This is a genomic window from Paraburkholderia sp. J94, assembly GCF_905220285.1.
GTDB lineage: Bacteria > Pseudomonadota > Gammaproteobacteria > Burkholderiales > Burkholderiaceae > Paraburkholderia > Paraburkholderia tropica_A.
This window is the reverse complement of sequence record NZ_CAJMZH010000019.1, coordinates 20018-31555: the sequence shown is the minus strand read 5'-3', so window position 1 is coordinate 31555 and position 11538 is coordinate 20018. Positions and strand designations below refer to the sequence as shown.

The following is an 11538-nucleotide window of genomic DNA, read 5'->3' as shown; positions in this document are numbered from 1 at the left end:
GAACGGTCATGAGACACACCGTAGGGGTTGTCCGCCTGCTTATGCTCGCGGGCCTGGTCGCCATGCTGAACGCCTGTGGCGGCAGCACGGATTCAGCATCCGCAACGTCTGGCGCCGCGCTAATTTCCGTCGCCGCCGATTCGAACACCACCACCACGCCGCCGACAAAAATCGTCGCGACCTTCAAGGCGCAAGTCACGTCGCTGGCCTCCAGCTTCTTCCAGACCGGCGGCACTTGCACCACGCCGCCCACCGCGCAATCGACGCTCGATGCAACGGGCAAGATCGTCACAGTGACCTTGTCCGGCGGCGTCTGCAATGCCGGTCAGACCTTGACGCTCACACTCGATCCAATCGGCGCGAGCTTCGCCACGGCGGTCGGCCAGAAGGGCGTGCTCTGGACCCGCAGTTATACGATTCCGAACCATGCGCAGAGCGTGGGCGGCAGCGTCTCCGGGCTCGTCGGTTCGGTCGCGTTGCAGAACAACGGCGGCGATACGCTCACCCTTTCCGGCGACGGCGTGTTCACATTCCCGACGCTGATCGCCGCGGGCGGCGCGTATTCGGTGAGCATCAAAACCCAACCCGCCACGCAGACTTGTAGCGTGAGCAACGGCACGGGCACGATCGCGACGATCGGCGCGGCGGCGGTGCAGAACGTCAGCATCGTCTGCTCGACGAACGTCCATACGGTCGGCGGCACGGTCTCGGGGCTCGCTGGGTCGTTGAGCGTTCAGGACAACGGCGGCGACACGCTCGCGATTTCCAGCGATGGCGCGTTCACGTTCCCCACCGCCGTCGCGCAAGGCGGCGCCTACGCCGTGACGGTGCTGTCGATGCCCGCGAACCAGACCTGCACGGTCGGCAACGGCTCGGGCACGATGGGCAGCGCGGCGGTGCAGAACGTGTCGATCGTGTGCTCGGCGATCACGCGGACGGTGGGCGGCACGGTGTCGGGCCTGTCCGGCACGCTCCAGCTTCAGGACAACGGCGCGGATACGCTGAGCCTGTCGAGCGACGGCGCGTTCACGTTCGCCACGCCGGTCGCGCAGGGCGGCGCGTACGCCGTGACGGTGCTGACGCAGCCCGCCGCGCAGACCTGCATGGTCACGAACGGCAGCGGCACGGTGGGGGCGGCCGGCGTGGCGAATATCGGCGTGATCTGCGTGGCGAACCAGACCACGCTTTCGGTGACGGCCACGGGCACGATTCCCGTCAACGGCGGCACGGTCAGCCTGACGGTGACGAACACCGGCAGCTATACCGCGACGAACGTGAGCGCCGCGCTGCCGTCCGCCTGGACGGGCGTGACGCAGGACGCGAGCCACTGCGCCGCGCTCGCTCCCGGCGCGACCTGCACGCTGAATTTCACGTCGAACACGGCTTACGTGGCGCAGGGCGGCATCGCCATTTCAGGCGATAACGTCGGCTCGCCGCCGACTACGGCGATCGCCTTCACGGTCGGCGGCTATCTCGTGTTCGCCGTGCCCGCCGCGAACACGGCCACTGTGGTGGACACGGACGACATCGGCAATCTCGTCGCGTGGGGTATCAGCTCGACGACGGTCGGAGCGGGGGCCCAGAGCCTGACCGACGGCGCGACCAACACGGTCAATACCGTCTACGCGCTCGGCTCCGGCGCGGTCTACGCGGCGCAGGTGTGCTACAGCAGCACGCGGGGCGGCGTGCCGGCGGGCACGTGGTATCTGCCGGCCGTGTGCGAGGCCGGCGAGGGCGACAACGCGGTTTGCCCGGTCGGCACGCCGAATATCGACACCAATCTGCATCAGCTGGGATTCGGCAATTTCGCCGCGACGAACAACACCGTCTACTGGTCGTCGACGGAGTTCGCGTCGAGCGGGGTGGCCGCGTGGTCCACGAACTATGCCGCCAACCCCGCGCAGGCGCTCAGGCTCGACAAAATCCTGTTGCTGCTGGTGCGCTGCGCCCGATCGATCACGTATTGATCACGTATTGAGCTGCGAACCGCCTCACAGCGGCAGCGGCCGGTCCTGAAAAATACTCTTCATGACGAGCGTGGACGTGAGCCGCAGCACGCAGGGCAGCGGCAGCAAACGCCGGTCGTAGAGCGTCTGAAACGCCTTCAGGTCACGCGTCACCACATGCAGCATGTAATCGGGCTCGCCGAACAGGCGCTCGGCGCGCGTGATCTCGGGGATGTCGATGAGCGCGTCCTCGAAGGACTGCACGTTCTCGCTGCTGCCTTCGCGCAGCGTGGCGAAGACGATGGCCGAAAAATTCAGCCCGACCGTGGCCGGATCGATCGTGGCGCGATAGCCGCTGATGACCTCGGCGCTCTCCAGCGCGCGCAGCCGGCGCTGGCACGGCGAGAGGCTCAGCCCCACGCGTTCGCTGAGTTCGGTGATTGAAAGTCGTCCATCTTGCTGAATCTCAGCAAGAATCTTGCGGTCAATGGCGTCCATGCAAGAAATATTAGCGTGCAAGCGCCATGACTGGCAAGAAATAGGGAGCACATTCCGGGGCGCAAACCGTAAGATTTGCGCCCTCGGGCGGTGGCGCCCGCTCTACCGGAAGTACAGCAGTGCAAGTCAGTTTGTTGACGGCGTTCTGGATCGTCTCGTTTTCCCTCGTCATGGTGCCGGGCGCCGATTGGGCCTACGCGATTTCGGCGGGCCTGCGCGGCAGCGTGATCGCGCCCGCCGTCGGCGGCATGCTGCTCGGTTATCTCGCGATCACGCTGGTGGTCGCGGCCGGCATCGGCGCACTGGTCACGAGCGTGCCCGCGCTGCTCTCGGTGCTGACGGTGGTCGGCGGCGCCTATCTGTTGTGGCTCGGCGTGCGCACGCTGATGCGTCCGGCCGAACTCTCGGCGGGGCAGGAACAGGGGCAGCAGAGCCGCTGGGGCTGGTCGATGCGCGGTTTCGCGATCAGCGGCCTCAATCCGAAGGCGATCCTGCTGTTCGTCGCGCTGCTGCCGCAGTTCACGCGTCCCGATGCGGGCTGGTCGGTGTCGGCGCAGATCGTCGCGCTGGGCGTGCTGCATATGATCAATTGCGCGTCCGTCTACTCGGTGGTCGGCTTCGGCTCGAAGGCCGTGCTCGGCACGCGGCCCGCCGCGGCGCGCCGGGTGAGCCAGTTGTCCGGCGTGGCGATGATCGTCGTCGCGATGGTGCTGTTCGCCGAACAGGTGTTCGCTTTTACGCGCTGACTTTTCTCCTTATCTCTCTCCCGATCGCTCTCCCGATCTCGCGCGTGGAATAAATCGCCGGGCAACCTGTTAGCCCTTCGTCTCCATCCACGCAGGCCGACGATCATGATTTCCCAGGGGCCGCCCGACGAGCGGCCGGTGTCCGAGGCCGATATTCAGGCCTACACTGACGGCTCGCTGGCCGGCGAGCACGCCGCGCGCGTGCGCCGCTATCTGGCGCGGCGGCCCGGCGAGTGGCATCGGATCCTGTTCTATCGGCGTCTCAACGCGCAGATGCGCCGTTCGTTCCAGGCCGGCGATGCGTCGCCTCAGGCCGCGCCGGACGCCGCGCATGGCGTGTCCGCGCGGCGTGCCCGATTCCGTCTGCCGGGCGTCTGGCGACGCCGTGCCGCCGCGTTGGCGCTTCTGTGTGCGATGCTCGCGGCGGGCGCGGCCTGGCTGGCGCTGACCGAACCGGACGAGCACGCGCTCAACAACGCCGCCGTCATGGCGCTGATGGAAGCGGCCCCGGCCGCCCCGGCCGCGTCCCTTGGCGCCGCCGATGCCGCTGGTTTCGCCGGTTCGCTCAACGTCGGCGAGGTCCGTGCCGTGCCGTTCGATCTCGCTTCGGCGGGCTTGCGGCTCGTGTCGGCGGGCACGATGGAGCTGGGTCCGTTTGCGCGCGCCGCGCGCTACGTCTACGAAAACGGCGATGGCGCGCCGGTCGTGCTGCTGGGCGCGCGCGCCTGGTTCGCCGCCGACGAGCCGCAGTGGAGCGCGCGCCGCGTCGGCGCGTTGCGTCTGCTGGGCTGGACGTCGCACGGCACGCGCTGGGTGCTCGCGGGCAACGCCGCGACGCATGGCCTGATGCGCGCCGCCGACATCGCCACGCAGCAGCAGGGCGGCGGCGCGCGTGAACCGCGCCGCACGCACGAGTAAAGAGGGCAGACAAGGATGCAACATGGACATCCGTGACGAACTGATCGACCACGTGCCGCGCCTGAGGCGATACGCGCGCGCGCTGATCAACAACCGCGAGCTCGCCGACGATCTCGTGCAGGACACGCTCGAACGCGCGCTCGCGCGCACCGAGCTGTTCCGCGCGGGCACCGACCTGCGCGCCTGGCTGTTCACGATCATGCACAACATCTTCGTGAACCAGGTGCGCAAGTCGGCGGCGCGCGGCACGCACGTTTCCGTCGACGACGAAAGCGTGCCCGAAACCGATTACGCCGTCGCCGCCACGCAGACCGGCGCGCTCGAAGTGCGCGACCTCGACTTCGCGTTGCAGCGGCTGCCGGTCGAGCAGCGCGAAGTGGTGCTGCTGGTGGGCCTCGAAGAAATGAGTTATGCCGATGTGGCGCTCGCGCTGGACGTCCCCATCGGCACGGTGATGTCGCGGCTGTCGAGAGGACGCGAGCGCCTGCGCGCGCTCATGGCCGGCGCGACGCCGCGTGCGAATCTGAAGGTGGTGCGATGAGCGAGCAACAAATTCCCGTGACCGAAGACGAAATTCACGCCTACGTGGACGGCACGCTCTCGGAAGCGCGCCGCGCCGACGTCGAGCGCGAGCTCGAACGCAATCCCGAACTCGCCGCGCGCGTGGGCGACTTCTTTTCGCTGAACAGCCTGCTGCACGAGCGCTTCGACAGCCTGCTCAGCGAGCCGGTGCCCGCGCGTCTGCGCGTGGCGCGCGAGGAACCCGCGCAAGCGGCGAGCGTCGTGAAAGCGCCCGCACGCGCGGCCGCGAACTGGCCGAAGTACGCGGGCATGGCGGCGGCGCTGGTGCTCGGCGTCGGGATCGGCTGGGGCACGCATTACGGCGCGGACTTCCTGCCGGGCGCGCCCGATCGCGGCAATCTGCACACGGCGAGCGCCGATTCGACGATGAACTTCGTGCACGAAGCCGCGCTCGCCCATGTGGTCTACATGCCCGAGGTCGCGCGTCCCGGCACGCTGAGCGGCCATCAGGAGCAGGACTTCGTGCAATGGCTCTCGAACCGGCTCGGCACCGACGTGCATCCGCCGATGCTATCCAGGAGCGGCTTCGAACTGGCGGGCGGGCGTCTGCTGCCCGGTCCCGACGGCGAAGTCGCGCAGTTCATGTATCACAACGCCCAGGGCGAGCGCGTGACGCTGTGCATCTCGCACCGCAAGACCAGCAGCAACACCACGGCGTTCAAGCTCTACGAGGACGGCCCCGTGAGCGTGTTCTACTGGATCGACGGCGACTTCGGCTATGCGCTGTCCGGCGGCATCGACCATAAGGTGATGCTGCAACTCGCGCACGATGTGTATTCGCAGTTGACGCCGCATTGACGTCACGTTGACCTCACGTTAATGGCGCGTTGAGGGGGCATTGATCGCGCCTCGATCGCGTCTTGATCGCGCAAGCGGCGCGCACGGTTCGAGCCGTGCGCGCCGCTTTTTTTCTTCATGCCAACGCCGACGCCCCGCTCATTGCGAGCGGGGCGTCGGCGTTGCACGTCGAACAATACGGCATCGGCGAATCGCGCGAGTCAGCCTCCCGCGTAGATATTGCAGAAGCTCGCCGGACCGACGCACACTTGCGGCGCGCCCGACTCGCTCGTGCCGTGCATCGGCATGCCCATGCCGCTTTGCGCGACGGGATCGGCCTGGGTCTGCGCGACGCGTTGTTGCGTCGGTTGCTGCGCGGCCACTTGATGCGCGAACACAGGGCTCACATCGGGATACGACGTATCGGTGACGAAGCGCGAGCCGTTGGCTTCGGCCTCGATCAACTGCTGGCGCACTTCCTCGCGCGTGAGTCCCTGTGCCGAGGCTTGAGCGGCGGCGCCCACGGAAGCGAGAGCGATGAAGGTGGCGAACATGGCGCGGCGGATAGACATTTCGAACTCCTGATGAGTAGAGGATTTGCGTGGCCGGAATCGATCGTGGTGGATTCATGTCGGCCTGCATGAGGATGAACACACGGCGCGCCGCGCTATTCCGTGCGCGTGTGTATCTTCGTGTAGCGATGTAAGCGGGGCGCCTGTCGGCCCCGGGCGAACCGATACGCGCGATGGCGGCCCGGCATCGGCCCAATATGACGATTTTGTGTCGAACCGCGCGTGCGAGCTTGCCCGCGAAAGCACCGGTATGGCATGCTTGCGGCGATCAAACGGCCACACGACCATGGATCTCGCTTCGTCCATTGCAACTTATGGCGCCGACATGTCGGGCCTGATATGCGGATTCCGCTTCACGCCCGGCCAGCCGGGCCAGTCCGTCACGGGCGCCGAGGTGCTGCGCGGGCTTCAGCACGCGCGCGCCCAGGCGGCTGAAGCCGCCGAAGCGGCCGAGGCCGCGCGGCGCAACGCCAACGCGCTCACGCCCGATTGCGCCCCGGCTTCACCGGAGTCCGCGCAAGCCGAGCCCGCGCAAGCCCAGCCGATCCCCGCCGACGACGGCGCCTTCTACTGGCTGCACTTCAATCTCGCGCACGCCGCGAGCGCCTCGTGGATGCGCTCGCATCTGGACCTGCCCGATGGCTTTTTCGAAATGCTCGTCGAAGGCTCGCACTCCACGCGTATCGAGCACATGGACGGCGCGCTGTTCGCGGTCGTCAACGACGTGATGTTCGACTTCGAGCTCACGCCTTCGCAGATCGCCACGCTCTGGTCCTATACGCACGAACGCCTGCTGGTGACGGCGCGCATGAAGCCGCTGCGCTCAATCGACCGTCTGCGCGGCGACGTGCGCAACGGCGAGACGTTCCGCTCGCCCGCCGAACTGCTGATCCATCTGATGCGCGATCAGGCCGACCTGATGGTCGAAATCGTGCGCCGCACGAGCATCGACGTGGACCGCGCCGAAGACCAGTTCCTCGCCTCGCGCAGTTCGAAAAGCCGTCACGAACTTGCCGCGATGCGCCGTATTCTCGTGCGATTGCAGCGCATGCTCGCGCCCGAGCCCGGCTCGATTTTCCGTCTGCTCGCGCGTCCGCCGCGCTGGCTGCAACCGCCCGACGTGCAGGATCTGCGCGAGGCGACCGAAGAGTTCTCGCTCGTGCTCGGCGACATGGCCGGGCTGGTCGAGCGCATCAAGCTCTTGCAGGAAGAGATCGCCGCGCGCCTCGAAGAACAGAACAACCGCACGCTTTTCACGCTCACGCTGGTGACCGTGCTCGCGTTGCCGATCAACATCGTCGCGGGCTTTTTCGGCATGAACGTGGGCGGCATTCCGCTCGCGGAAAACCATCACGGTTTCTGGCTGATGGTGCTGGTGGTCGCGAGCTTCACGGCGCTGCTCGGCTGGTGGGTGTTCCGGCGGCGCGGCGATAACTAGCGGCGTCATTCGTAGCGTCATTCGTAGCGCAATCCGTGGCGTAATTCGCAACGCGCGACACGTTTCGCGTCGCGGGGGCTAGCGGTCAAAAAACCACGCTATATACTACGCGCTCGATACGCGGCGCCATGCCGTTTTGCCCCTTTTTTTAGCGCCTTCCAGCCAGTCTATTGACGTCATGGCCGTGCCTCCGCCATCCGCCGAACCCGCGACTTTGTCCACCGCCGAGACGGGCGACGACGCGCGCGTTCACGCCACGGCGGACGGCAAGGTGCACGCGCATCGCGCGCCGCAAACATACGACGAATCGTGCGCCGGACCGCACGCCGATTCAGCCGACGAATTGGACAAAACCGCGCACAAAACCGCGCACAAAAGCGCGCCCCCGCAATCCTCCGACGAAACTCCGCTCGACGCCTTGTTGCGCGTGATCGCGCGGCATTTCAACGTGGCCGCCGCCTGCGTGCTGCCCGGCGATGCGGCCTCCGGCGCGCGCGAGTCGTCGTGGCTCGGCGAGAGCGTCGATGCGCCGTTGCGCGAAGCGCTGCTCGAACTGCAGCGCGTCGAACGCATCGGACGCGCGCAAGCAGGCGCGTTCGCAAACGGTCCCATCGTCGTCAGCGATGTTGACAGCGATCCGGCCTGGCAAGCGTGCCTGAACCGTGCGAGCGCGCTGCCGTTCCGCTTCGTCGCTGCGTGGCCGCTGGCGGGCGCGAACGGAACGAACGGAGCGAACGGAACAAGCGGTGACTCGCCGGGCACGCTCTATCTGATCGATCATGCGCCGCGCGAACTGCATGCCGCCGAGCGCGCGAGCCTCGACGATTTCGCGCGCGTGATCGCCACGCTCGCGGAGCAGGGGCCGCGCTCGTACGAGGAATTCGACGCGCTGCGCGCGCGCGAGCGTCTGCTGGCGCTCGCGATCGCGGGCAGCGGCACGGGCATCTGGGACCGCGACGTCGTGACGGGCGAGATCCGCTATTCCACGGGCTGGAAAGCGATGCTCGGTTATGAGGACGACGAAGTCACCAATCGCATCGAAGACAGCATCCTGCGCCTGCATCCCGACGACCGCGACTACGTGAAAGCGACCATGCAGGCGCACTTCGAAGGCCGCACGGCGCACTACGAAGTCGAGCACCGCATCCGCTGCAAGGACGGCAGCTACAAGTGGATCTGCAGCCGCGGCAAGGTCACGGCGCGCGACAGCGAAGGCCGCGCGCTGCGCATGATCGGCACCACGACCGACATTACGTCGATGCGCGAAATGGCCGAGCGTCTGCGCGAGTCGGTGAATCTCGTCACCAATCTCACGAACGAAGTGCCGGGCCTCGTGTTCCAGTGTCATCAGGCGAGCGACGGCCACGTGTCGTTTCCGTATGCGAGCGCGGGCATCGCCGAGATTTACGAACTCACGCCCGCGCAAGTCGGCGCCGACGCAAGCGGCATCGAAGCGCTCGTGCATCCCGACGATCTCGATGCGTATCGCGCGTCGTTCGAGGCGTCGGCGGCCGTGCTTGCGCCGTGGCACCTCGAGTACCGCGTGTGCCTGCCGCAACAGGGCTTGCGCTGGCGTCAGGGCGATGCGAAGCCGCAGCGTCTCGCCGATGGCGCGACCGTGTGGCATGGCTTTATCACCGACGTCACCGAGCGCAAGCGCATCGAAGCCGAATTGCAGGAGTTCGCCACCACCGACGGCCTCACGCGGCTCGCGAACCGGCGTCATTTCATGGCGCGCGTGGAGGCGAAGCTCGCGCTGCTGCGCCGCGTTGCGAGCGCGGCCAGCGTGACGGGCATGAGCGGCATGAGCAACGTCGGCAGCGTGGCGGCGATCATGATGTGCGATCTCGATCACTTCAAGTCGATCAACGACCGCTTCGGCCACGCAGTCGGCGACGACGCGCTGCGCCATTTCGCGGAGATCCTGCGCCGCCATCTGCGCGCGGGCGACGTGGCGGGGCGCATCGGAGGCGAGGAGTTTGCGATCCTGCTCGACGGCGCCGATGTCGACGGCGCGAGCCGCGTGGCGCGCCGCATTCAGGACCGCATCGCCGCCGAGCCGCTGCAAAGCGCCGAAGGGCCGGTCGCGCTGACCGTGAGCATCGGCATCACGCAGATGAACGCCGACGACAGCGCCGCCGAAGCCGCGCTCTCGCGCAGCGACGTGGCGCTCTATCGCGCCAAGAAGGGCGGCCGCAACCGCATCGAATGCGCGTGAGCGGCGCTTGCTGAGATTGCGCGCACAACCGCCGCGTGCCATCGTGCGCTCCTCATTCGGTCCCTTGGTGTAACGTTCCGGCAAGATCCACGCTTTTTCGCGCACGCAGGCTCGCTCGCGAGCCGCGCGCGCGGCGGAGAGGCTTGTGCCGCTGTTCCAGTCCACCCGTTCCGCCGATGCACCCAGCATGCTCGCGAGGCTGGCGAAGCTCGCCGCGCGCGCGGCCGTGATTGCGCTCGCGGCCGCGTTGCCGCTGCTGGTCTGCGCACTGCTGACGCGCTACGAAGCCGTGCGCATCGGGCGCAGCGAGGCCGCGCTGGCCTCGAACTTCGTCGTCAATCAGGTGATCGCGATCGTCGAGCAGGCGCGCAAGGCGGCGCGTTCGGTCGCGCCGCACGCGGCCTTGCCCTGCGAGACGCTGTCGCGCGAGTTGTCGCTTGCCGCCGCGATGCAGCCTTACGTGCGCACGCTCAGCATCGTCGACGGCGACCGCGTGGCGTGTTCGTCGGCGTTCGGCAATCAGTCGTTCTCGATCGAGGCGTTCATGAACGGCAACGCGCGTGCGCCGCGCGGCGACTGGCTGATGATCGTGCCGGGCACGCCGATGGTCGCGAACCGGGCCGCGCTGCTGGTGGCCGTGCGCGCGTCGGGCGGGCGCAAGGTCATGGCGGTGGTGGACTCGCAATATCTGCTCGATCTGCTGCACGCGGCCGCGCCGCATACCGAGTTTCGCCAGGCGACGCTGCGCGTGGGCACCGGCCCGGCGCTGCACGAAATCCCCAATGGAACGGCTGACCACGCGAGCAGCGAGACGAACGACGACAGCCCGATGGAGTCCGCGCCCTTGCTCGCCGACGTGCGCCGCACGCTCGACGGCAGCGTGATCGAACTGCGTCTGCAAGGCCTGCCCGAACGCCTGAACGCGACGTGGCGCCTGCTGCTGCTGCGCTATCTGCCGTGGACGGCGGTGCTCGCCGCGCTGCTCGTCTGGCTCGTGCATCGCGTGCAGCAAAGCCGCCGTTCGCGCCGCGAGCAACTGCTGCGCGGGATCCGCGCGGGAGAATTCCATGTCGAATATCAGCCGCTGTTCGGCGTGGCCAGCGGCCGTTGCGAGGGCGCGGAAGCGCTGCTGCGCTGGGTGCGTCCCGGCATCGGCACAGTGCGGCCCGACGAGTTCATCCAGGCCGCCGAAGAGGAACACGTGATCGTGCCGCTCACCCAGCATCTGCTGAAGCTGATCGCGCGCGATGTCATGAAATGGCCGACGCTGCCGGGTTTTCATCTCGGCATCAACTTCGCGCCCGAGCATCTGTCGAGCGAGGCGCTGCTGCCCGATGTGCGCGCCTTCACGCGCGCGATCGGCGGGCGCGGCATCGAGGTCGTGCTGGAAATCACCGAGCGTTCGCTGGTGCGCAATACCGACGTGGCGCAGCGCAATCTCGTGGCGCTGCGCAGCGAAGGCGTGCGGGTGGCGATCGACGACTTCGGCACCGGTTTCTGCTCGCTGTCGTATCTGGAGAAATTTCCGTTCGATATCCTGAAGATCGATCGCGGATTCGTGCTGACGATCGACGCGCAGGAACGCAGTGCCGTGGTGCTCGACAGCATCATCGGGCTCGCGCACAGTCTCGATGCGAAACTCGTCGCGGAAGGCGTGGCTTCGCAGGCGCAATTCGATTATTTATGCGCGCGCGGAACGCACTGGATTCAGGGCTTTTTCTACGCGAAGCCGATGCCCGCCGACGCGTTCGCGCACTGGTATCGCGGCCCCGGCATGGAGCCGTTTCCCGCGTCGGCGGCGCACGCGCATGCGCAGACCTGAACCGATTTTCAGGCGCGCAAA

The 11538-nt window shown here is 67.3% G+C and carries 10 protein-coding genes; 8 read left to right on the top strand and 2 right to left on the bottom strand.

The genetic code is table 11. The features are described from left to right. Nucleotides 1-8 precede the first annotated feature (8 nt). Nucleotides 9-1967, top strand: coding sequence for a hypothetical protein (locus tag U4Y88_RS31875; RefSeq protein ID WP_321788776.1), 1959 nt, complete (start codon nucleotides 9-11; stop codon nucleotides 1965-1967). A gap of 24 nt (nucleotides 1968-1991) precedes the next feature. Here the strand turns inward: U4Y88_RS31875 and U4Y88_RS31870 are convergent, their stop codons facing one another. After that, nucleotides 1992-2444, bottom strand: coding sequence for an Lrp/AsnC family transcriptional regulator (locus U4Y88_RS31870; RefSeq protein WP_065063530.1), 453 nt, complete (start codon nucleotides 2442-2444; stop codon nucleotides 1992-1994). A 119-nt stretch (nucleotides 2445-2563) separates the two neighbouring features. Here U4Y88_RS31870 and U4Y88_RS31865 point away from each other — a divergent pair, with 119 nt between their 5' ends. From U4Y88_RS31865 to U4Y88_RS31850, 4 genes are all read left to right on the top strand, one after another. Then, nucleotides 2564-3190, top strand: a complete 627-nt coding sequence (locus tag U4Y88_RS31865) for a LysE family translocator (protein ID WP_310630023.1) — start codon at nucleotides 2564-2566, stop codon at nucleotides 3188-3190. Nucleotides 3191-3295: 105 nt separating this feature from the next. Next, nucleotides 3296-4108 carry a transcriptional regulator gene (locus U4Y88_RS31860; RefSeq protein WP_321788774.1) on the top strand — a complete coding sequence of 271 codons (813 nt, stop codon included), beginning with the start codon at nucleotides 3296-3298 and terminating at the stop codon, nucleotides 4106-4108. Nucleotides 4109-4130: 22 nt separating this feature from the next. Next, nucleotides 4131-4649 (top strand): sigma-70 family RNA polymerase sigma factor, encoded by a 519-nt coding sequence (locus U4Y88_RS31855; protein WP_310630025.1) that lies wholly within the window; start codon nucleotides 4131-4133, stop codon nucleotides 4647-4649. Further along, nucleotides 4646-5488, top strand: a complete 843-nt coding sequence (locus tag U4Y88_RS31850; protein WP_224009831.1) for an anti-sigma factor family protein — start codon at nucleotides 4646-4648, stop codon at nucleotides 5486-5488. Before U4Y88_RS31855 ends, U4Y88_RS31850 begins: the two co-directional genes overlap by 4 nt. 200 nt (nucleotides 5489-5688) lie before the next feature. Here U4Y88_RS31850 and U4Y88_RS31845 read toward each other — a convergent pair whose 3' ends face one another. Beyond that, a complete protein-coding gene (locus U4Y88_RS31845) occupies nucleotides 5689-6039 on the bottom strand; it encodes a DUF4148 domain-containing protein (protein WP_321788772.1) in 351 nt (116 codons plus the stop codon). 286 nt (nucleotides 6040-6325) lie between these two features. Between U4Y88_RS31845 and U4Y88_RS31840 the strand changes: the two genes are divergently transcribed. From U4Y88_RS31840 to U4Y88_RS31830, 3 genes are all read left to right on the top strand, one after another. After that, nucleotides 6326-7477 carry a transporter gene (locus U4Y88_RS31840; RefSeq protein WP_321788770.1) on the top strand — a complete coding sequence of 384 codons (1152 nt, stop codon included), beginning with the start codon at nucleotides 6326-6328 and terminating at the stop codon, nucleotides 7475-7477. Between the two features lie 214 nt (nucleotides 7478-7691). Continuing rightward, nucleotides 7692-9695, top strand: coding sequence for a diguanylate cyclase (locus U4Y88_RS31835; protein WP_321788768.1), 2004 nt, complete (start codon nucleotides 7692-7694; stop codon nucleotides 9693-9695). Nucleotides 9696-9882: 187 nt separating this feature from the next. Continuing rightward, nucleotides 9883-11517, top strand: coding sequence for an EAL domain-containing protein (locus U4Y88_RS31830; protein ID WP_310630399.1), 1635 nt, complete (start codon nucleotides 9883-9885; stop codon nucleotides 11515-11517). The last annotated feature ends 21 nt before the right edge of the window (nucleotides 11518-11538 follow it).

Bases quoted from the DNA above. Each gene is read 5' to 3' on its own strand.
- U4Y88_RS31860 (WP_321788774.1), top strand. From the start codon at position 3,296: ATGATTTCCCAGGGGCCGCCCGACGAGCGGCCGGTGTCCGAGGCCGAT.
- U4Y88_RS31875 (WP_321788776.1), top strand. From the start codon at position 9: ATGAGACACACCGTAGGGGTTGTCCGCCTGCTTATGCTCGCGGGCCTG.
- U4Y88_RS31850 (WP_224009831.1), top strand. From the start codon at position 4,646: ATGAGCGAGCAACAAATTCCCGTGACCGAAGACGAAATTCACGCCTAC.
- U4Y88_RS31870 (WP_065063530.1), bottom strand. From the start codon at position 2,444: ATGGACGCCATTGACCGCAAGATTCTTGCTGAGATTCAGCAAGATGGA.
- U4Y88_RS31845 (WP_321788772.1), bottom strand. From the start codon at position 6,039: ATGTCTATCCGCCGCGCCATGTTCGCCACCTTCATCGCTCTCGCTTCC.
- U4Y88_RS31855 (WP_310630025.1), top strand. From the start codon at position 4,131: ATGGACATCCGTGACGAACTGATCGACCACGTGCCGCGCCTGAGGCGA.
- U4Y88_RS31840 (WP_321788770.1), top strand. From the start codon at position 6,326: ATGGATCTCGCTTCGTCCATTGCAACTTATGGCGCCGACATGTCGGGC.
- U4Y88_RS31830 (WP_310630399.1), top strand. From the start codon at position 9,883: ATGCTCGCGAGGCTGGCGAAGCTCGCCGCGCGCGCGGCCGTGATTGCG.